This window comes from Cloacibacterium normanense, assembly GCF_002943105.1.
Lineage (GTDB): Bacteria > Bacteroidota > Bacteroidia > Flavobacteriales > Weeksellaceae > Cloacibacterium.
In genome coordinates, this window is sequence record NZ_PTPZ01000002.1 from 103,889 (window position 1) to 125,672 (window position 21,784).

Here is a 21,784-nt window from a genome sequence, read left to right on the forward strand (position 1 = left end):
GAATTTTTAAAAAATTTATTTCTTAAGTTGAGTTTCTACAAAATCTAAAATGTCTTTTGCCACTTCGTCTTTAGATTTCAGAGAAAATTCTTTTTGTTCTGAATGCGTTAAAATTTTAACCTTATTGGTGTCTTTTTGGAAACCAGCACCTTCATCACGAAGTGAATTAAGCACAATCATATCCAGATTTTTTTTCTGCAATTTGATTTTGGCATTTTCTTCTTCATTCTGAGTTTCAAGGGCAAAACCTACCAAAAACTGATGCGTTTTTTTCTCGCCCATCGTTTTCAAAATATCTGGATTTTTAACCAATTCTATGGTAAATTCTTCTTCAGATTTTTTTATTTTTTCTTTAGCTACGATTTTTGGCGCATAATCTGCAACAGCAGCACTTGCGATTGCAACATCTACCTTTTCATAGTATTTAAAGACCTCATCGTACATTTCTTTCGCCGAGGTTACTCTATGAATTTCAATATTTTTATAGTCTGTTTTCTGTGAAGTAGGCCCTGAAATTAAAATCACTTTTGCGCCACGTTTTACCGCTTCTTCAGCAAGCGAAAATCCCATTTTCCCCGAAGAATGATTGCCAATAAAACGAACAGGGTCAATTGCTTCATACGTAGGTCCTGCTGTGATGAGAACGGTTTTTCCATTTAAAGAATGAGACTGAGGCAAAGGTTGAGTAAAAAAATCTTCTATTTTTTGTAAAATAGTTTCTGGCTCTGCTAATCTTCCTTGACCTTCTAAACCAGAAGCCAATTCGCCAAATTCTGCTGGAATAATATGATGACCAAATCTTTCTGCTTTTTCTAAATTTTCTTTGGTGGAAGGATGTGCATACATATCCAAATCCATTGCTGGAGCTATGAAAACGGGGCATTTTGCAGACATATAAGTAGCAATTACCAAATTATCACAAATCCCATGAACCATTTTAGCCAAAGTATTTGCAGTACAAGGTGCTACCAATAATACATCGGCCCAAAGTGCGAGTTCTACATGAGAATTCCATGTTCCGTTTTGGTCATAAAAATCAGAATACACTGCATTTTTAGAAAGCGTAGAAAGGGTGACTTTTGTAACGAAATTTTCAGCAGAAGGTGTTAAAATAACTTTTACTTCTGCGCCTTTTTTTACAAAATCTCTTACAAGGTAATTCATTTTGTAGGCTGCAATTCCGCCAGAAATTGCCAATAGAATTTTTTTACCTTTTAGAGCCATATGATTAGAATTTTAACTGAACGAATTTATGGTTTTTTTTTGAATTTTTATTGGTTATTTTAAACACAAAGAATCTGTATCATTTACCATTATTAAAGGCATTTTAATTAACAAAGCTTGCAAAGTTGAAAATCTAAAGATTTTCAAACATAAACTCATCAAAAAAAGCCACAGAAATTCTGTGACTTTGTTTTTATCCTAACGAATATCGTTTATTTTTCTTCGGTTCTACGGAAATAAATTTCGTCATCTAACCATTCTCTAATGGCAATAGATGTAGGCTTCGGTAATCTTTCGTAGTTTTTAGAAATTTCAATTTGCTCTCTGTTTTCGAAAACTTCTTCCAGAGTAGAATTGTGCACCGCAAATTCGTCTAATTTTTGGTGAAGTTCTGTTCTAATTTCAGCATTAATTTGTTCTGCTCTTTTTCCCATAATTACGATAGCTTCGTAGATAGAACCTACTTTTTCTTCGATTTTATCTCTATCGTAAGTAATGGTATTTACTTCTGCTTTTGTATCTTTTACGCTCATTTTGAGTGATTTATTTTTATTTTAGTTTGCAAAGATAATTAATTTCTTCTAATCTTGAAAGTAGCACCTGGTTCTGGTGTGCTAATTTTCGCACTATCAATTTTAATTTTATTCGCTTCTTGCTGGTCTTTAACCTGTTTTTTAGCGTCTTCTTTAGCTTCAGCTGCTTTTTGTTTTTCTGTAAATTCAGCTTTTCTAGCTTCTACTTCTTTTTGAAATTTCGCAAATTCTACAACTTCTTTTTCCAATTTTGCTCTGATATCAAGAGCTTCTTTGCTTAAATCTGAGTTTGGATATTCTCTTTCTACTTGTCTGGTAAATGCGATAGCGCTTTCTAATCTTTCTTTTTTAAGGTCATAAATAGAATTGATACCCAATTCTGATTTAGATTTTAAAATATAAGCGTAGATTTTTGATTTCAGTTTAGTTGCAGGAAAATCATTTAAAACGTTTTCAAAAGCAATGGTAGCTGCTTTGTAATCTGCCATTTTAAAATATTGTCTTGCATTTTCATAAGCTTTGAACTCTAATTTATAGTTCAGTTCATCAATTAAATCATTGATGTTTTTTGCTTTTTCTGAATTTGGATAATTATTTAAAAATTCTTGTAATTCATTAATCGCCGAAGTTGTATTACTCTGGTCTAAGTTATAATCCATAGAACCTTCGTAGTAACACAATGCAGACATATAAGCTGCTTCTTCTTTTCTAGGATCATTGGTAAATGTAACCGAAAAATTCTTGAATTGATGCGCTGCTAGTTTATAGTTTTTGTCGTAGTAATTAGCATACGCAGATTTATAAACTACTTCTGGAGCATCATCCGTTCCTGCAACGAGATTGGTTAATCTTTCGTAAAGCGCAAGAGCGTCTGTCCATTTCTTTTTTTCGTATTTTTCATTGGCAACTTTCATGATAAAATCTTTATCAGCAGATTTCATTGCCAAATCATATTGTTTGTTACAAGACAAAAGCAAAAAAGCGATTGCGAATAATGAGAATATTTTTTTCATAAATAAAAGTAAGGAAATCTTTCTATAATGTTCCCTTTATCAGTTTGCAAAAATAAAACTTTTTTTGTCAAAAGATTTATTTTAAGATACTTTAACGCAAATAAGGTTAAATTTGATATCCTAAAAGCGAGAAAACACAAAGATTGAGATGGTTTTTCAGTTTTTTTTCGGCATTAGCTAGGTAATCTTCGTCGTTACCTTTTAGATAAATTTCGTAATAATTTTTATTTCTAATGGTAAATACGATGGTTCCAATGATGGTAGAAACAATATCTTCTGATTTTGCAGCTCTTTTAAAAACGCCACTTACAATACCTTTTTGCACTACATCTTCCAGAACTTTGGTAAACGTTTGGTAGAATTCTAGCAACGTATCTTTCACTCTATCTTGATGTCTGAGTTCTTGAGTTACAAAACCATGAAAATAATTGAATTTAAATAACTGTTTAGTTACGAAATTAATAATTTCTTTGAGTTGCATCTCTGGTTTTCCGTCTTTTATGGTTTGGGTAAATTCAGCAAATGTTTCTCTGGTTTTCTGTACTCTATATTGGTAAAGATTTACCATCATTTTCTCTTTAGAGCCGAAGTAATAAGAAATCATCGCCACGTTAATATTCGCTTTAGCAGAGATATCACGAACGGAAGTCCCTTCAAAACCTTTCTGCGCAATAAGCTCTTCCGCGATGTCTAGAATATGAATTTGCTTTTCGGTAAATTTTTTCTTCATTCTCTAATTTGTTGAAAAGTAAAGATATAAAAAACTTTTTCTCAAACAAACAAATGTTTAATACTTTGTTTAAATTTTTAACCGATTTCATATCTTTGAATATGAATTTTTTCAACTTCCATCATCATAACCCACAAATCGCTTACGGAATTTATAATTCTACACCAGAAGAAAAAATTCCTGAGCATTATTTTTCGGTAGGAATCCATCCGCAAAACATCCATGAACAATGGGAAAATGATTTAGAAAACCTAAAAATCATTTCTCAAAATCCAAAATGTTTAGCCATTGGCGAATGTGGTTTGGATGCATTAGTAAACATCGATGAAAATCTTCAGAAAAAAGTTTTCGAAGCGCAAATTATTTGGGCAAATCAAATTCAAAAACCGGTTATCATTCATTGTGTAAAGAGATTTCAAGAATTAATTCCTTTTCAAAAAATTGCAAAAGTTCCAATGATTATTCATGGTTTTAATAAGAAAAAAGCAATTGCTGATGAAATGTTGAAACATGGTTTTTATCTAAGTTTTGGAAAATCTGTACTTCACAACTTATCTTTGCAAACTTCTTTGAAAGAAATTCCTTTAGAAAAAATATTTTTAGAAAAAGATGATGCAGATTTTAACCTTACGGAATTGTATCAAAAAGTAGCTGAAATCAAGGAAATTTCTGTAGAAAAATTACAAGAACAGATTTCTAAAAATTTAGAAATTTTAAACATTCAGTTTTAATTAAGTGATTAAGAAAATCTTTGCGCTTTTTGCGTGAAAAAATAAAATTAGAAAATGAAAGATTGGTTACAACGTTCGGAACTGCTCGTAAAAAAAGAAGGCTTAGAAACTTTGAAAAATGCTAAAGTTTTAGTGGTAGGTTTAGGTGGAGTGGGTTCTTTTGCAGCAGAATTTTTGACAAGAGCAGGAGTAGGAAACATGACGATTGTAGACGGAGACATTGTAGATATCACCAACATTAACAGACAGTTACCCGCTTTACATTCCACTGTAGGAAAAGATAAAGTAGAAATCGTTGCCGAAAGAATTTTAGACATCAATCCTGAAATTAATTTGGTTAAAATTAATGAATTTCTTTCGCCAGAAAGAATGGACGAAATTCTAGAAGAACATCAATTTGATTACGTATTAGATTGCATAGACAGTGTTTCGCCGAAATTAGCCTTGATTAAAGCTTGTAGAAGAAGAAAAATAAAATTGGTTTCATCAATGGGAGCTGGTGGAAAAACCGATCCAAGTAAAGTTTTGGTAAGAGATTTAAGCAAAACCAATAATTGTTACCTTGCCAAGCAAATCAGAAAAAGATTGAAAAAAGAAGGGATTACCAAAGGTTTCAGATGTGTCTTTTCTACTGAAATTCAAAAAGAAGAAAGTCTAAAACTCACCGATGGAAGCAATTTTAAAAAATCTTTTTACGGAACCATCAGTTTTATGCCTGCACTTTTTGGCTTAAATGCTGCCGCAGAAGTGATTAATTATTTATTGAAAGAGCCAAGTAAAAAGAATCAAGAGTAAAATTAATTTTATACTTAATATTTTGAACTACAAATATCCCAGAGAAGAAAAACTCAAGCAAAAAAATGACATTTCCTTACTTTTTGAGAAAGGAAAATGGAAAACTTGTGGAAATTTGAGAGTGATTTCTTACCAAATAGATGCTTCGACTTCGCTCAGCATGACAACTCAACATAAAGTTGGCGTTTCTGTTTCTAAGAGATATTTTAAAAAAGCAGTTCACAGAAATAGAATCAAAAGACTTTTACGCGAAGTTTACAGACTCAATAAAGCTCAGTTTTTAGAAAAATTTGGCGAAAATTCCTTAACCATGTTGTTCTACGTTTCGCCTACTCTTCCGAAAAATTATCAAGAAATAGAAGAAGAATTTTTAAAACTTCTCAAAAAATAAAAATCAATAGCACGTTTTTTGTAATTTAGTTTGCACAAATAATAAACTATTACACAAAATGTTAGACAACATTCCTTATCTTCCTTACTTCATCAGTGCATTTATCGGCATTGGTTTAGCTGCAGCTTCTGGTTTTAGAGTTTTCTTGCCTATGTTTGCTGTAAGTCTCGCTTCTTACATGGGTTGGATTCCCATGAACGAAAATTTTCATTGGTTGGCTGGTTTACCTACGCTCATCACTACAGGAATTGCCACTGTGGTAGAAATTTTAGCCTATTATATTCCGTACGTTGACCATTTATTAGACACCGCTTCTGTTCCATTAGCTACAATTGCAGGTTCTATCATGTTTGCTGCGCAATTTACAGATTTAGGAACGTTTCCAACTTGGGCACTTGCATTAATTGCAGGTGGCGGAACTGCTGCCGCAATTAGTTCAGGATTTGCAGGAACACGTGCCGCTTCTACTGCTACAACTGGTGGTCTTGGAAATTCTGTAGTTGCCACCACCGAAACAGCAGGAGCAGGAATTATGAGTTTTTTAGCTTTAGCAGCTCCCGTAATTGCGTTTTTGGTAGCGATTGCCCTTGTTATTGTAGTCTTTATTTTAGGAAGAAAAATCTGGAATAAATTAAGAGGAAATCTGAAATCTGAAGAAACTTTATGATCTAATCATTAGTCTAATTCAATAAAAAAACTCCAAGAAATTCTTGGAGTTTTTGTTTTATTTACCTTGTTTTAAATCTTTGATTTCTTGAATTTTAGCCTTGAAATCTTCGGCTCTTTCTGGATGCTTATTTTGTAGAATTTCGTAAGCTTTAATTGCCTTCGTGTACAATCTTTGTTCGGTATAAAGTTTTGCCAAAGTTTCGGTCATCAAGTGTGAGATGTCGTCATTTTTTTCTTTCACCACAAAATTCACTTCTTCTTTTAACTGAGAAATTTTAGGATTTTCTTCAATGAATTTATCGATGATTTCTGCTTTTTTCTCGATGACTTTTACCGGAATATTTTCAGGAGTTTTAATTCCGGAACGATCAATTTTAAGCCAACTTTGCCAAGTATTTACAAAACCTGGAACATTGCTATTATTTTCTTCCGCCGAAACTTTTTCTACTTGATTTTCAATAATTTGAACGGGATTTTCTTGAACATTAGCTTTTAAGAAAGAAGTATTTAGAATAGATTTTTCAATAGGTTTTTCTTCAATTATAACTTCTTCTAAAACCTCTTTTTTCAATTCGATTGGTGCAACTTCTTCTACCATTTTCTTCTCTTCTGTGATTGCAATTTCTGGTTTTACCTCAACTGGTTTTTCGGTAGCTTTCGGTTGAGAAACTGCTGGTTTTTGAATCATAGAATCAAGTGGATTCATCACAAAATTCATCGGTTTCCAATCGGCATGAGTTTCTTCTGCAATTTCTTCTTTTTCTTCCTTCAAAATAGGAGTATTAATTTCTTGAGGCGCTTCTTTTTCAATCGTCATTTCCGTATTTTCCTCTATAATCTCTGTTTTTTCTGGTACTGAAATGTTCAATTCTGGAGTTTTTTCAGATGGAACTTCTGCAGATTTTATTTCTTCTTCAGTTGGTTTTTCTTCAATAATTGTTGCAGAAATTTCTGCTTTTGGTTCAGATTTCGGTTCTTCTTTTGGAGTAGAAGGAACGGTGAATTTTATGTTTGGCAAGAAACTTTCGAAACCATTAAAACTAATATCCGAAGGTTTTACAGACGTAATTTCCTTATCATCTGATTGATCAATATGCTCTAAAACCTTTTCTTTACTGAAATTAAGGTCTTCTTCTCTCGTTTTGAACGCAATTTCTGCATTTTCTTCTTCCGTTATTTCTTGCTCAAGCAATTGATTTTCAATTTCTAAAATCTCCAATTCTTTCAGAACATCGAACTCATTTTCTTTTTTGTCAAGAATCGGTGCTTCTAATTCGGTATCACCTACTACACTTTTCGGATGTGTAACTACAGGGTTTTCCGCCTCTATTTTTTCTACCGTTTCGGTTAAATTTTTAGAAGAATTCTCAGTGATATTTTGCTCTGGAACCTCAACGATATTTACAGGTTCTTCAATGGTTTTTTCAACTTCATGTTCAGTTTTAGCAAGGACAATTTTCTTGAATTTCGTCAATTCTTTTTTCTCTTCTTCCTTCTTTTTATTGATGAAAGTGTAGAGAATTTTTTTATCCGTAGTATACGCTGCGGTTTTGGTTAGTTCTTTTTGGTAATTTTCAGCATCGAAATTAAAAATCGCCGAAAGATGCAAAGTTCTGATACTCTGCATATAAGGGAATTTAGAAATTTCATTCTGAAGAAGCGAAATGTCTTCTTTAGAAATATTTTCTGGGCGCTGAAGCAATTCTAAAACTCGTGCATTCATCTTTTACCAATTGGCTACAATATCGTTAAAAATTTTATTGATAATCCTTTCGTTTACCAATTTCACTTGAGAAGTTTCTATGGCATTAATATCTAAATCACTACTGAAAACCGCTTCATCTGAATACGTTCTATCAAAACTCGCTTCTGGAAACTTACTGTTTTCGTAATGAACTTTTACCGTAATGGTGAGTTTATTCTGTGCCGCTTGAATATTTCCACCATCAGTAGTAACTGGCGTAGAAATAGTAGTAGGCGAAATGCTGTAATCTGTAATTTCACCTTCTATAAGAACATCAGGGTTTTCCGTAGTTCCCTTTAAACCAGACCTTTGTAAAAATCTATTTTGAAGGGCAATAGAAAATTCTTGACTTAAATTGGCATTCACCAAAGCTGCATTATTAGGAAAATTTTTAATCTGAATGGTTTTTTCGTCGTGATTCAGAGAATTTCCTGTAAAACTATAGCAAGAAGACAAAAAAGCCAAGGAAAAGAAACCCAAGAATAAAACTCCAAAAATTTTAAAATTTTTGGCTTGAAATCTGAAATTTAAAATCTGAAATCTTTTCATTAATCTTCTAAATTATATTGTTTTATTTTTCTGTAAAGTGTTCTCTGAGAAATCCCCAATTCATCAGCAGCTTTATTTCTTCTGCCTTTGTGTTTTTCGAGCGCTTTTACAATTAAATCTCTCTCATTATTGATTAAAGAAAGAGACTCTTCTTTTGGTTCTTCTTCTAAATCTATGTCTTCTACCCCATTTTCGTACTCCTCGGTATCATTGTAAAAATTAGGAGTTGGCGCAGTTGGTTGATCTTCGTAATACAAAATAGAACTTGTATTAACCGGTTGGGTTTCAGTTTTAAAAACTCTACCAATTAAATCTTGCTCATGATGCGAAAAACTTTGATTTCCTCTATTCTTAATCAGTTCCGAAGTTAAGGATTTTAAATCATTTAAATCATTTCTCATGTCAAAAAGAATTTTGTACATGATTTCTCTTTCTGAACCGAAATCCGCTCCTGAATTCCCTGAATTTCCACCTCTGGAAACCACAGCAGGAAGCTGAGCATTCATCGGAATATATTCTGATAATTTAGTAGAATTTACGCTTCTGTTTTGTTCTACCACCGTCATTTGCTCCACTAAATTTCTCAGCTGACGAATATTTCCTGGGAAAGTATAATTTTCTAAATATTTAACGCCGTCATCTGTCAATTGCAATTCTGGCATTCTGTATTTTTCGGCAAAATCAATGGCGAATTTTCTAAAAAGCAAATGAATATCTCCTTTTCTTTCTCGCAAAGGCGGCATATCAATCTGAACCGTATTGAGACGATAATACAAATCTTCTCTGAATCTGCCGTCTTCAATCGCTTTCATCATGTTCACATTAGTCGCAGCTACGATTCTCACATTGGTTTTTTGAACCTGAGAAGAACCCACTTTCATAAATTCTCCACTTTCTAAAACTCTAAGAAGTCTTACTTGAGTTTGCAAAGGCAATTCCCCAACTTCATCTAAGAAAATCGTTCCACCATCTGCTACTTCGAAATACCCTTTTCTGGTAGAAGTAGCGCCTGTAAAAGCTCCTTTTTCGTGCCCAAAAAGCTCTGAATCTATAGTTCCTTCCGGGATTGCACCACAGTTTACCACAATATAGGGTTGGTGTTTTCTGCGAGATTCGCTATGAATAATTTTCGGGATATGTTCTTTACCAACTCCAGATTCTCCGATAACCAAAACGGAAATATCTGTAGGCGCCACCTGAATTGCTTTTTCTATGGCACGGTTAAGTGCGGGAAAATTCCCTATAATTCCGAAACGATTTTTTATGGATTGTAGTTCTGTCATGATTTGAGATTTGAGGTTTAGTGTTTTTAAAATTTCAGAAAACTTTACGATTTCCTTAAATCGCTTTCCCCAAAAGTGTGCCTTGAGTGCTGTCGTGAACAAAAACAGTCACAAAGTCACCAATATTCTGTCCTTCTACTTTGTCAAAAACCACTACTGCATTCTGAGAAGTTCTTCCTTTCCATTGATTTTTATCTTTTTTAGACTCTCCTTCGATTAGAACTTCGTAGTTTTTGCCAACGTAAGATTTCATTCTTTTTCTGGATAATTCTCCTTGCAAAGCAATGATTTCTGCTAATCTTCTTTGCTTCACATCTGCAGGAACATCATCTTCCATTTTCTTATGAGCTGGAGTTCCTGGTCTTTCAGAATACGCAAACATATAACCGTAATCGTATTCTACTTGTCTCATTAAATCAAGAGTTAATTGATGATCTTCTTCGGTTTCGCCACAGAAACCAGCAATCATATCTTGAGAAAAAGCAATTTCGGGAACTATTTCCTTCGCTTTTTTAATCAAATCTAAATATTCCTGACGTGTATGTTGACGATTCATTTTCTGCAAAATTCTGTCACTTCCACTTTGTACAGGAAGGTGAATGTATTTACAAACGTTATCGTATTTTGCAATCACACGGAAAACTTCTTCCGTCATTTCGTGCGGATTAGAAGTAGAAAAACGAATTCTCATTGCAGGAACTGCTTTTGCTACCATTTCTAACAATTGAGCAAAATTTACAGCCGTAGCTTTTTGCATTTCCGAAGCTTTATCAAAATCTTTTTTAGGACCACCTCCATACCAAAGATAAGAATCTACGTTTTGCCCAAGAAGTGTGATTTCTTTGTAATTATTTTCAGCTAAAGCTTTGCATTCTTCAATAATTGAGTGCGGATCACGGCTTCTTTCTCTACCTCTGGTAAAAGGAACTACGCAGAAAGTACACATATTATCGCAACCTCTGGTTATGGTTACGAATGCTGTAACACCGTTTCCACCCAAACGAACAGGATTAATATCTGCGTACGTTTCTTCTTTAGACAAAATAACATTGATGGCATCTCTTCCGTCTTCTGTTTCTTTCAAAAGATTTGGCAAATCTCTATACGCATCTGGACCAACTACTAAGTCTACCAATTGTTCTTCTTCTAAAAATTTAGTTTTAAGACGTTCAGCCATACAACCAAGAACACCAACAGTAAGGTTAGGCCTTTCTTTCTTCAAATTTTTGAATTGTGAAAGTCGCATTCTCACCGTTTGTTCTGCTCTTTCTCTGATAGAACATGTATTAAGCAAAATTAAATCTGCTTCTTCTACTTTCATGGTGGTATTATAACCTTGTTCGTTAAGAATAGAGGCTACGATTTCTGAGTCTGAGAAATTCATTTGGCAACCGTAACTTTCTAAAAACAATTTTTTAGAATTTTCTGGTTTTTCAGCAATAGCAAAAGCTTCGCCTTGTTTAGTTTCGTCTATATATTTTTCTTGCACTTTTCAAATATTTTGAGTGCAAAGATAAGGAAAAATTGTGACAGAATGGCAGGAAGATTAGTCTACATTTATCGTAATTGGTAGTCTAAATCTAGAAGTAATCGGTGAACCATGATAAGTAGCGGGTTTAAATTTTATTTTTCTAGGAACTACACATTTTACAATCATTTTCACAAAATCTTCATTATCAAAGCTGGTATCAATGTAAATATTTTGAATATCACCTTGAGTATCTACCTCAAAGTTAATGACAAATCTAAAACTTTGGCTGTAATTAAATCCATTAGTATTAAAACAAGAAATAAATTTCTTTCTGTAATTAGAAATTCCACCAGGAAATTCAGCATCTATTAAAGAGGAATTCAAGGGAATGTAATTACTATCTGCAAACAACTCTTTTGGATAAAAAATAATTCGAGTAAGAGCTGGAGTTTTCACACCATCTACTTCTGCAGGAACATAATCATTAAGATTTGCTAATATTTTCTTTCCAAAATCAAAAGCACACTTATTATTTTTCACTCCTATCACATCTGGATCTTGCACATAATTTACTTTTCCATCCGGATTTACGAGAATTTTCATCAAATAGACTTCATCGGGATTTTCACATGGCTGAATATTGTTATTTTTCACAAAATCGTGGGCGTCTTCATAGAATTTCATATAACCTCCTTTATAAAATTCTTGACCTTCTGGATAATTAGGTAAAACTTGTATCTGAGCTTGTAAAGAAATAGCAATAAATGAAAATAAAAGGGTAATTCTTGTCAACATCTTATTCATGTTCTGTATGATCTGTAATAAAATTAATTTTAATAGTGTAATTAGAAGTAATTGGCATTCCATCTTTAGTAGCTGGAATCCATTTAGTTTTAACTTTTCTCATGCAAAATAGCATATCATCAATAAAAAGTTCACTGTTTTTTACTTTTGGATTTACATCTAAATTTTTAATCTTTCCATCAGGTTGTACATCAAAAGAAAAGGTAAACACACCATTTACTGCATAAGTTTTTATATCAATATAAGCATTGATCATTTTGAACAACTCTTTTCTAAAAGCTGTATCACCACCCGGAAATTCTGCTTTCTTATAAATAACGCTAGTGCTTTCTGTATTCATTTCGGTTTTCTGCTCTTGAGAAAAAATAAAAATATTGGAAATGAATAGTGAGAATAAAAATAATTTTCTCATGTTTATTAGTTTTGTGCATCAAAGATAAATAAAAAAGTCGCTTTTTTCAAGCGACTTTTATTTTTTACATATCGAATAAATCTGTCCTGAAATTGACTTTCAGCCTTATTTTAGAATCTACTTTTGCGCCATCGCAAGTTGCAGGCATCCATTTTTGATTCATTGCTTTTACCGCATTCTTAATGTCTGTCTGTAAAAGATTACTATTCGGAACTTCTGGTTTTAGTGCAAAATCCTTTAAATTTCCTTCTTTATCAATGTAGAAAATGAAATCGAAAGTTCCATTTACAGAGTATAAGTTGTTAGAAAGACTAGCTTTTAGATTTTTAAATAATTTGTCTTTAAAACCATTTTCCCCGCCAATATATTGTGCATAAGTAGCATTCGCACATTTTAGTCTGTAAAATTCTAGCGGATTATTCATATCTAATGAAATATCTGCTCTGCCAAATTCTTTAGAATTTTCTGTAATATCATTGTCTTCTACCAAATATTGTGCACTCACAAAACCGAAAGAAAACGTCATCATCACTAATAATAAAAACTTTTTCATGTCTTAAAATTTGATAGTAAATTTACAAAAAAAGGTTGTAAATGAATTACAACCTCTGATTTAAAATTTATAAAACTTCGATTTGATTTTTCAATAAATCATCGAATTCTTCTCTTTTTCTGATGAGATGCGCTTTTCCATCTAAGAATAAAACTTCAGCAGGTTTCAATCTAGAATTGAAATTTGAACTCATCTCAAAACCATAAGCTCCTGCATTTCTGAACACTAAAACATCTCCTTCTCTTACTTCGTGTAATTTTCTGTCCCAAGCAAAAGTATCGGTTTCACAGATATTTCCAACTACGGTATAAATTCTTTCAGTTCCTTTAGGATTGGTTAGGTTTTCGATGATGTGATATGAATCATAGAACATCGGTCTGATTAAATGGTTAAATCCAGAATTTACGCCTACAAAAACGGTAGCAGTCGTTTGTTTAATCACATTAGATTTTACCAAAAAATGCCCAGATTTAGAAACCAAATATTTCCCTGGTTCAAACCACAATTCAAAATCTTTTCCAGTTTCTTTTTTGAACTGAGTCACTGCTTTTTCTACTTTTTTACCCAAAGCTTTCACATCAGTTTCTAATTCACCTTTTTGGTAAGGAACTTTGAAACCGCTTCCCATATCAATGTATTTAAGATTTGGGAAACTTTCTGAAAGTTCAAACATAATTTCTAAACCTTGCAAGAAAACTTCTGGGTCTTTAATTTCACTACCTGTATGCATGTGCAAACCTTCAATATTAAGATTAGTAGATTTCATCACGCGTTCTATATGACGCATTTGGTGAATAGAAATTCCAAATTTAGAATCAATGTGTCCTGTAGAAATTTTGTAATTTCCTCCTGCAAAAATATGTGGATTAATTCTTAGAAAAACTGGGTAAGAATCGCCATATTTAGTCCCGAATTGCTCTAAAATAGAGATGTTATCAATATTAATATGAACATTTAGAGCCATCGCTTCTTCTATTTCGGCAAGGTCTACACAATTGGGCGTAAATAAAATTCTCTCTGCCGAAAAGCCAGCTTTTAAACCTAATTTTACTTCGTTTATAGAAACACAATCAAGATTCGCTCCTAATTTTTCTACATATTTTAGGATGTTGATATTGGTGAGTGATTTACAAGCGTAGAAAAACTTAGTGCTCTCCGCAAAAGAAGTGGTGAGTTTCTCGTACTGAGATTTTATAGAATCGGCGTCATAAACATAAACCGGCGTTCCGAATTCTTCTGCAATCTGAAGCAAATCTTGATTTGTCATAATAAAAATTTTACTGCAAAAATATAAATTTTAGATTTTAAAACCAAACAATAATTTTATTTAGTAAAAATTATCTATTTTGAGTATTATTTTTAGATTTATTTAGGTAATTTTTCTATTTTATACTCGTTTTTCAGTAAAGATAGTTTTAAATCGTTGATGATTTCTGGCGAAACTTTCTTCACTTCAATCTGCAATTTATTTAATTTCCTCCTAGATTGAATCTGATGGAACAATTCATAATACCCAAATGAAATCAATTTTCCTTCTTCTATGATGAGAAATGATTTCTCGCCGAGATTTCTGCCTTTTCCAATCCATAGTTCATTTCTACCTTTCAGCGTAATGAGCTCTTTCAGTGTTTTATAATCGCTAAGCGATTCATTTTCGGTGATATAATGCTTCACTTTGCTGCCTTGAGAAAAATTTTTGAATTTCAACAAAGGTTTTTCTGTGTGAACAGAATTTTTTTCAACCTTAAATTTTCCATCAATGTAGAATAAACCATAAGGCAAAAACTGCTTCTTCGATTTATTCTGATTCAGCAAAATCAATCTCGCAATCGTATCTGTTCCCGTAAGTTCGTAATTAATTTGCGCTACTTCTTCCTGAATATTTTGCCATTTAACAGATTTAGAATTGAATAATTTTTTAGAAACTCTAAAAATATCATCTACATAATCTTCAAAAAGAATGGCTCCAGAAGCATTTTGAAAATACACAAACCCTTTCTCCGAAGGTAAATCCTGCGTAAGTTCTTTTATTTTATTGATATAAGATTTTGCGTTGCTTTCTTCGTGGTGCTGCTGAATAATTTCGTGGCTGTTGTCTTTGGTTTTTAACAATTTAAAAAGTTCCAAAGTAGCTCTTGCATCACCAGAAGCTCTGTGTTCATCAACCAAAGGAATTCCGATAGATTTACATAATTTCCCCAGAGAATAACTTTTTTCATGAGGAATCAGTTTTTTTGCCAAAGGAATTGTATCTAAAGTATTGATTTTAAAATCAAAACCTAACCTTTTAAAACTTTGACGAAGCATTCTGTAATCAAAATCTATATTGTGTCCCACTAAAATAGTTCCTTCTGTAATTTCTATGATTCTTTTCGCGATTTCATGAAATTTCGGAGCAGTTTTCACCATTTTTTGGGTAATTCCTGTCAGTTTTTGTACAAAGGGAGATATTTCACTTTCTGGATTAACAAGTGAAATAAATTGGTCTGTGATAACGTGGCCATCATATCTGAAAATCGCAATTTCTATAATGCTTTCTTTTCTATAAGGCGCTCCGTTTCCTTCTATGTCTATTATGGTATACAAAACGAAAAATAAATATCCCACAAATTTACGGTTTATAAATTGGTGGGATTTATAAAATTATAAGATTTTTTTACCTTCTCATCTTCAAACCAAACATTCCGAGGACAAATTTGGCGCCTTCTCTGGCTAAAGTGGTAGTGAATGTTCTTCCAGCTCTAGACTTCATCACTTGCTCAAACATTCCCGGCTCTTCTTTAGGTTGTCTAGCCGTAGATTTTTCTTGTGCTACTTCTTTTTCTACTTCCGCAGCCTGTTCCATGCGTTTGGCTAAAATTTCATAGGCAGATTCTTTGTCTACTTCATTTTTATATTTTTTAACCAAATCAGAAGAATTAACCAAATCATCTATCTCTTCAGAAGTTAAAACATCCATTCTAGATTCTGGCGAAATCAAATAAGTATGAACCAATGGAGTTGGAATTCCTTTCTCATCAAGCGCTGTGACGAAAGCTTCACCAATTCCTAAATTCTGAATTAAATTGGCTGCGTCATAATATTCGGTAATCGGATAATTCTCTACTGCTTTATCAATTTCTTTTCTGTCTTTTGCCGTGAAACCACGCAAAGCGTGCTGAATTTTAAGCCCTAATTGAGAAAGTACATTTTCTGGAACATCTCCTGGAATTTGAGTGATAAAATAAATTCCTACTCCTTTTGAACGGATGAGTTTCACCATCGTTTCTATCTGCGAAAGCAAAGCTTTACTCGCTTCATTGAAAATCAAATGCGCTTCGTCTATGAAAAGAACTAATTTTGGTTTTCCGCTGTCTCCTTCTTCTGGAAAAGTCATGTAAATTTCTGCAAAAAGCGAAAGCATAAACGTAGAAAATAATTGCGGTTGATTCTGAATATCTGCAACTCTCAAAACGTTTACCACACCTTTTCCGCCTCTCGTTTGCAGTAAATCTTCTACATCAAAACTTGGTTCACCGAAAAAACTCGTTGCTCCTTGTTGCTCCATCGCTACAATCGAACGAAGAATTGCACCTAAAGAAGCTGGAGAAATAGAACCATAATTATCTGCTAATTCTTTTTTACCTTCTTCATTGTCAGTTACATATTGCAAAACTTTTTTCAAATCATCTAAATCAATGAGCGGCAATGCTTTGTCATCTGCATATTTGAAAACGATGGACATAATACTTGCTTGAGTTTCATTTAATCCCAAAATTTTAGAAAGTAAAACTGGACCAAATTCTGTAACAGTAGCTCTCAGTTTCAAACCTTTTTCTGCAGAAATGGTCATGAGTTCTACTGGAAAAGATTGCGGCTGATATGGCAATTGCGTTTTTGCATATCTTTCGTTGATTTTATCATTTTGTTCGCCTTCTACAGCAATTCCAGAAAGGTCACCTTTGATATCCATCACCAAAGTTGGAATACCTTTATGCGAAAGTTGTTCTACAAAAACTTGTAGTGTTTTGGTCTTTCCTGTACCTGTAGCTCCTGCAATCAGACCATGTCTATTGACCGTTTTCAAAGGAACGGTAACATCTACTTCAGTAATTACTTCTCCGTCTAACATTCCCTTTCCTAGAACGATATATTCTCCTTTTGGTTGATATCTAGAGTTAAGTTCTTCTATAAATTTTGATTTTTCTGCCATTATTTTCTTTTTTTTCAACCTTTAAATTTAAAAAATTTAGAAATACTTCTGCGAAATTATTTTTTAAAATGTATTTTTGCCCTGATTAAAATCATTTGCATAATAAGACAAATTTGTCCTATTTTTGTAATGCAATGAAAAGTGCTATTTCTTTCATATTATCTTCTATCATATTTCTGGCAAGTTTCCAGAACTCACTTTTCTATGTAGATTATCAAATCAATACAGAATTCTACGAAACGTATTGTATTAACAAACAAAAACCAGAATTAGACTGTAACGGTAAATGTCAGGTTAAAAAAGCAACGGAGCAATCTCAAAATCCAGCTTCACAAATTAAATATGCTTTCGAACTGAACATTCTCCCTTCAAAACCCTTAGAAACTGAAATCAGAAATCCTTTTTCTTTGGAACTCAAATCTAAAAAGTTTTCATATAACCATATTTTCACTTTAGATGGTTATACTCACATTCTACCGGATCCTCCGAAAAATTTAGCTTAAACCTAACCACTTTTTTCGCTCAGAACATTTCTCTTTATCATAATTTGATGAAGTGCAGTGACACATGATTATTTAATCTAAATTTTAAAAACAATGAATATTAAACTTTATAGCATTGCTGCAATATTTTTTGCAACAACACATTCTTTATTCGCTCAACAAGAACAAGACAGCACTTACCGAAATATAGAAGTAGTAAAAATTACCAAAGTTTTACCAAAATCTCAAAACAAACAAAACTTAGAAACCAAACAATCTGATTTACTGAATCACGATGCAGGAAAATTCCTGAATTCTATTCCAGAAATTAACGGAATTAAAAAAGCTGGAAATTATGCTACTGATCCAGTTTTGAGAGGTTTCAAATATGAGCAGTTGAATATTGTTATTGACGGAGCAGCTCATGCCGTAAATGCTTGCCCAAGTAGAATGGATCCTGCAGTTTCTCAAGTGAATATGAACATGGTTCAAGAAGCTGAAATTTACAAAGGTCCTTATCATTTCCGATACGGAAATTCTTTTGGAGGAACCATTAATTTCGTAACCCTTGCTCCTGAATTTACAGAAAATTTAAAATTAGGTGGTAGAATTTCTTCTGGCTACGAAAGCAACGGAAACGTTTTTAGAAATGAATTGTTTTCTCAACTTTCACACAAAAAAATTGTTTGGGATTTATTCGGTTCTTATCAAAAAGGAGACCGTTACAAAGACGGAAACGGTGACGAAGTGCGTTCTGCTTTTCTAAGATACAACATGGGAACCAAAGGAAATTTCAAATGGAATGACCAAAATGTAACCACATTACAAATCAATACCAACCAAGGAAGAGATGTAGAATTTGCTGCGCTAAACATGGATTTAATCTATGACAAAACATGGATGTTTCAGTTAAAACATTTGGCAGAATTCAACCAAAAATATTTAAAACACTTAGATTTTAATTCTTACTACTCTTTCGTAGACCATTCTATGGGAACTCCTGATAGAAAAATGGTTTCTGACGTACAATCTACCACTTATGGAGCCCGATTAGAATCTAAATTCGCTTTTGGAAAAAACACTTTCTACACTGGCTTAGATTATAAACATGAAGGCGCGGAAAATATCAGAATGATTATGCCTGCAATGATGCCAATGAGAGACGGAACTTCTTGGCAAGATTCTTCTACTGACCAAATCGGTTGGTTTAATGAATATCAAATCAATTTTAAAAATTCAAAATTAGTAGCTTCTCTTCGTTTAGATTTCAATAAAGGCGATGCGAAAGCACTTTCTAACCTATTCAAAACACTTTACGGAGATGGAAAAGCAGAAAACTTGAACCACAGCTTAAGTTTAGGATATAATAAAAACTTGTACAACCATAATCAGTTAGGAATTTGGCTAGGAAGAGCACAACGCAGTGGAAGTTTAACCGAAAGATATATCAATAGATTTGCCGTAGGAATCGATGCTTACGAATTAGTAGGAAATCCTGATTTAAAACCTGAAACCAACAATCAAATCGACCTTATTTTCACCCATAAAAAAGATAATATTTTCTTTCAAGCAGATGTTTTCTATTCTTATTTAGAAAATTATATTTCTGGAGTGATTGTTCCCATCAAACCATATTCTATGACGGCACCAGGAACCAGACAAATCCAAAATATAGAAAAAGCCTTCAAAACAGGAGTGGAAACCAGATTTAATTGGCAATTTTTACCAAAATTCCGCACAGAATTGGCAGCAGCTTATACCTATGCTGAAGACATGAACACCAATAATCCTTTGCCAGAAATCGCTCCGCTAGATTTCCGCTGGAATGTGTTAGCAGATTTTTCGCCAGTAAGTTTGGGACTTCATTACAGATATTCTGCAAAACAAAGCAGAATAAATCCTACTTTTGGTGAATTTACTACTCCAGAATTTTCTGTGTTTGATTTCACCTCAAAATACAATGTTTTCAAAAATGCTACTTTAAGTTTTGATGTTTTAAACATTTTTGACCGTGCTTACGCAGAACATTTAAACAGAACACTTTCTACCAATAAAAAACAAAGAATTTTAGCGGTTGGTAGAAGCTTTAATATTGGTTTTAGCTATAATTTTTAATACTTTTTTATCTTTTGTGTCTAAAACATTTTAGGCACAAAAGTTTTATTTTTTAGCCTAAGAGAGCCTAGCGAATTTTCCTAGGCTTTACTTTTAGAAGATTGACAAACCTCATCTCTTTTTACACATAGGAATGTCAATATTTTTGCTTAAATTTGTTAATCATCAAAAATAAAAAAATCATGGATAAAGCATTTATTTTATCTAGCATTATAGATGAGTATCAAAAAGTTATTGACAACCTAAAAGCTTCGGTGGAACGTTACAAGCATGAATCTGATATTGACGAAGATAACACGTTAGACCCAGAAGATTATGCCAGACAAACTGAAGCCAAAGATATGCAACTTCGTTTTGAAAAAATGCTGAACGAAGCCAAACAAAATCTGAAATTTTTAGAAGATTCTAAATCAGAAACTAAGGAAATTGCAGAAGCTGGTGCTTTATTAGAGACCGATAAGAATTATTTATTCATAGGGGTTTCTGTTCCAGCATTTAAATTGGGAGATAAGGATGTGATTTCATTCTCAGAAGATGCTCCTATTTACCAAAACGTAAAAGGCAAAACATCAGGCGAAACCATAGAAATGGGCAATAATAACTTTGAAATTAAAAATATTTTTTAAATGTCAAAAACTACAGAATTTAGCGCAACACCAGAACTTCTAAAACAGTTATACGAATACAGCATTATAAAAAATTACGAAGCTGGCGATGTTATTTTAGACGAAAACGCAAGAATTCGCTCTATTCCTATCGTTACCAAAGGAAGCATAAAAGTAATGCGAACCGAAGAAGACGGTAGAGAAATTCTACTTTATTATATAAAAGCTGGCGAAAGTTGCGTAATGTCTTTCCTTGGTGGTTTACATGGAGAAACCTCTAAAGTAAAAGCCGAAGTAGAAGAAGATGCAGAAATATTATTCTTACCTACGGAAAAAGTAGCGCAACTCATTAAAACGCATCCAGAATGGTTGGATTATATTTTCAAATTATACCATAAACGTTTTGAGGAATTGCTAGAAATGGTAAATGAAGTAACTTTCAAAAAAGTAGATGATAGATTGCTCTCTTTGCTTCAAAAAAAATCAGAACTTACCGATTCTAAAATTATCCACACCACACACGAACAATTGGCCAATGAATTAGGAACAGCCAGAGTAGTGGTTTCTAGGCTACTAAAATCGCTGGAAGAAGACGGCAAACTAAAATTAGGAAGAAATAAAATTGAACTTTTATCATAAAAATGCAACTTAAGTTGCATTTTTTTATTTTTACAAAACAGAACTTTGCAAAAATTTGATTAATGGAAATCTTAGGATACTTTTTCGCACTTATCATCGGGTTAATTATGGGAATAATTGGCGGTGGTGGAAGTATTTTAGGCGTTCCCATTTTTGTCTATCTGTTTGATATGAATGCTTTAACTGCAACTACTCTTTCCCTTTTTGTAGTGGGAGTTGCGAGTGCAGTTGGCGTTGCAGGAAACGCCAAACAAGGAAATGTAGATTTCAAAACCGCTTTATTATTTGGGATTCCTTCTGTATTGTCTGTGATTTTTGTTCGCAAAATCATTTTACCCCATCTTCCTGATCCTCTTTTTAGCATAGGAACATTTCCTATTGAAAAAAATCTATTCATTTTAGTTCTTTTTGCTGCTTTAATGCTCATTTCTTCCATTAAAATGATTGTAGGAAACCAAAAAATAGAAACTACGAATCAAAATCCGCAATATCCAATGTTGGTTACCCAAGGAATTGCTGTAGGAATGATTACTGGGATGATTGGAGCAGGTGGTGGTTTTCTCATTGTTCCTGCATTGGTTATGCTGCTGAATTTAGAAATGAAAAAAGCCGTCGGAACTTCTATGATGATTATTTCTATGAATTCTCTTTTAGGTTTTTTAAGCTCTCAAAAAACAGAAATCAATTGGCAATTTCTTTTGATTTTCACTTCAATTGCTGTCATTGGAATGCTGATTGGAATTCAGTTGGCAAAAAAAATAGATGGTAAAAAACTGAAACCTATTTTCGGTTGGTTTGTTTTGATGATGGGAATTTATATCATCATCAAAGAAATCTTTTTTCACTAAA

The 21,784-nt window shown here is 32.9% G+C and carries 23 protein-coding genes; 9 read left to right on the forward strand and 14 right to left on the reverse strand.

Features of this window, described 5'->3' with window-relative positions:
- Positions 1 to 15 precede the first annotated feature (15 nt).
- From coaBC to C3729_RS03460, 4 genes are all read right to left on the reverse strand, one after another.
- Complete coding sequence (coaBC, locus tag C3729_RS03445) at positions 16 to 1,224, reverse strand: bifunctional phosphopantothenoylcysteine decarboxylase/phosphopantothenate--cysteine ligase CoaBC (RefSeq protein WP_104792884.1); 1,209 nt, start codon at positions 1,222 to 1,224, stop codon at positions 16 to 18.
- Between the two features lie 212 nt (positions 1,225 to 1,436).
- A complete protein-coding gene (locus C3729_RS03450; protein WP_069800390.1) occupies positions 1,437 to 1,757 on the reverse strand; it encodes a DNA-directed RNA polymerase subunit omega in 321 nt (106 codons plus the stop codon).
- 38 nt (positions 1,758 to 1,795) lie between these two features.
- Positions 1,796 to 2,770 (reverse strand): outer membrane protein assembly factor BamD, encoded by a 975-nt coding sequence (locus C3729_RS03455; protein WP_104792885.1) that lies wholly within the window; start codon positions 2,768 to 2,770, stop codon positions 1,796 to 1,798.
- Between the two features lie 106 nt (positions 2,771 to 2,876).
- Positions 2,877 to 3,500, reverse strand: a complete 624-nt coding sequence (locus C3729_RS03460; RefSeq protein ID WP_104792886.1) for a TetR/AcrR family transcriptional regulator — start codon at positions 3,498 to 3,500, stop codon at positions 2,877 to 2,879.
- Between the two features lie 101 nt (positions 3,501 to 3,601).
- Here C3729_RS03460 and C3729_RS03465 point away from each other — a divergent pair, with 101 nt between their 5' ends.
- Genes C3729_RS03465 through C3729_RS03480 form a run of 4 tightly spaced genes read left to right on the forward strand, consistent with a single transcriptional unit; the run spans position 3,602 to position 6,084 of the window.
- Positions 3,602 to 4,231: a TatD family hydrolase gene (locus tag C3729_RS03465; RefSeq protein ID WP_104793205.1), complete on the forward strand. Its 630-nt coding sequence runs from the start codon at positions 3,602 to 3,604 to the stop codon at positions 4,229 to 4,231.
- A gap of 54 nt (positions 4,232 to 4,285) precedes the next feature.
- A complete protein-coding gene (locus tag C3729_RS03470; RefSeq protein ID WP_104792887.1) occupies positions 4,286 to 5,026 on the forward strand; it encodes a ThiF family adenylyltransferase in 741 nt (246 codons plus the stop codon).
- A gap of 22 nt (positions 5,027 to 5,048) precedes the next feature.
- The gene (gene rnpA / locus C3729_RS03475) at positions 5,049 to 5,417 is read left to right on the forward strand and encodes a ribonuclease P protein component (RefSeq protein WP_069800400.1); all 369 of its coding nucleotides are present in this window, start codon (positions 5,049 to 5,051) and stop codon (positions 5,415 to 5,417) included.
- Between the two features lie 58 nt (positions 5,418 to 5,475).
- Entirely contained in the window at positions 5,476 to 6,084 is a 609-nt protein-coding gene (locus C3729_RS03480; RefSeq protein ID WP_104792888.1) for a DUF4126 domain-containing protein, read from the forward strand.
- A 57-nt stretch (positions 6,085 to 6,141) separates the two neighbouring features.
- On the opposite strand, the gene C3729_RS03485 is transcribed toward C3729_RS03480, so the two are convergent.
- The 10 genes from C3729_RS03485 to C3729_RS03530 all read right to left on the reverse strand — a co-directional run bounded on the left by C3729_RS03485 (position 6,142) and on the right by C3729_RS03530 (position 17,094).
- Complete coding sequence (locus tag C3729_RS03485) at positions 6,142 to 7,809, reverse strand: hypothetical protein (protein ID WP_104792889.1); 1,668 nt, start codon at positions 7,807 to 7,809, stop codon at positions 6,142 to 6,144.
- A 3-nt stretch (positions 7,810 to 7,812) separates the two neighbouring features.
- Positions 7,813 to 8,379 (reverse strand): LptE family protein, encoded by a 567-nt coding sequence (locus C3729_RS03490; protein WP_104792890.1) that lies wholly within the window; start codon positions 8,377 to 8,379, stop codon positions 7,813 to 7,815.
- Complete coding sequence (locus C3729_RS03495; RefSeq protein ID WP_104792891.1) at positions 8,379 to 9,662, reverse strand: sigma-54 interaction domain-containing protein; 1,284 nt, start codon at positions 9,660 to 9,662, stop codon at positions 8,379 to 8,381. Before C3729_RS03495 ends, C3729_RS03490 begins: the two co-directional genes overlap by 1 nt.
- 55 nt (positions 9,663 to 9,717) lie before the next feature.
- On the reverse strand, positions 9,718 to 11,151 hold the full coding sequence (gene miaB / locus C3729_RS03500) for a tRNA (N6-isopentenyl adenosine(37)-C2)-methylthiotransferase MiaB (protein WP_104792892.1): 1,434 nt from the start codon (positions 11,149 to 11,151) through the stop codon (positions 9,718 to 9,720).
- Positions 11,152 to 11,208: 57 nt separating this feature from the next.
- On the reverse strand, positions 11,209 to 11,928 hold the full coding sequence (locus tag C3729_RS03505; protein ID WP_133159934.1) for an energy transducer TonB: 720 nt from the start codon (positions 11,926 to 11,928) through the stop codon (positions 11,209 to 11,211).
- A 1-nt stretch (position 11,929) separates the two neighbouring features.
- Positions 11,930 to 12,349 (reverse strand): energy transducer TonB, encoded by a 420-nt coding sequence (locus C3729_RS03510; RefSeq protein ID WP_104792894.1) that lies wholly within the window; start codon positions 12,347 to 12,349, stop codon positions 11,930 to 11,932.
- Between the two features lie 64 nt (positions 12,350 to 12,413).
- Complete coding sequence (locus tag C3729_RS03515) at positions 12,414 to 12,902, reverse strand: hypothetical protein (RefSeq protein WP_104792895.1); 489 nt, start codon at positions 12,900 to 12,902, stop codon at positions 12,414 to 12,416.
- Positions 12,903 to 12,969: 67 nt separating this feature from the next.
- Entirely contained in the window at positions 12,970 to 14,169 is a 1,200-nt protein-coding gene (gene lysA / locus C3729_RS03520; protein ID WP_185117723.1) for a diaminopimelate decarboxylase, read from the reverse strand.
- A 98-nt stretch (positions 14,170 to 14,267) separates the two neighbouring features.
- A complete protein-coding gene (locus C3729_RS03525; RefSeq protein WP_104792897.1) occupies positions 14,268 to 15,488 on the reverse strand; it encodes a PolC-type DNA polymerase III in 1,221 nt (406 codons plus the stop codon).
- Positions 15,489 to 15,558: 70 nt separating this feature from the next.
- Positions 15,559 to 17,094 (reverse strand): helicase HerA-like domain-containing protein, encoded by a 1,536-nt coding sequence (locus C3729_RS03530; protein WP_104792898.1) that lies wholly within the window; start codon positions 17,092 to 17,094, stop codon positions 15,559 to 15,561.
- 134 nt (positions 17,095 to 17,228) lie between these two features.
- On the opposite strand from C3729_RS03530, the gene C3729_RS03535 reads away from it, so the two are divergent.
- From C3729_RS03535 to C3729_RS03555, 5 genes are all read left to right on the forward strand, one after another.
- Positions 17,229 to 17,597, forward strand: a complete 369-nt coding sequence (locus C3729_RS03535; protein WP_104792899.1) for a hypothetical protein — start codon at positions 17,229 to 17,231, stop codon at positions 17,595 to 17,597.
- Between the two features lie 93 nt (positions 17,598 to 17,690).
- Positions 17,691 to 19,691, forward strand: coding sequence for a TonB-dependent receptor domain-containing protein (locus C3729_RS03540; protein WP_104792900.1), 2,001 nt, complete (start codon positions 17,691 to 17,693; stop codon positions 19,689 to 19,691).
- A 182-nt stretch (positions 19,692 to 19,873) separates the two neighbouring features.
- Positions 19,874 to 20,317, forward strand: a complete 444-nt coding sequence (locus C3729_RS03545; protein WP_104793206.1) for a hypothetical protein — start codon at positions 19,874 to 19,876, stop codon at positions 20,315 to 20,317.
- Complete coding sequence (locus tag C3729_RS03550; RefSeq protein WP_104792901.1) at positions 20,318 to 20,935, forward strand: Crp/Fnr family transcriptional regulator; 618 nt, start codon at positions 20,318 to 20,320, stop codon at positions 20,933 to 20,935. It begins immediately after the preceding gene.
- Positions 20,936 to 20,997: 62 nt separating this feature from the next.
- Entirely contained in the window at positions 20,998 to 21,783 is a 786-nt protein-coding gene (locus tag C3729_RS03555) for a sulfite exporter TauE/SafE family protein (RefSeq protein WP_104792902.1), read from the forward strand.
- Position 21,784 lies beyond the last annotated feature (1 nt).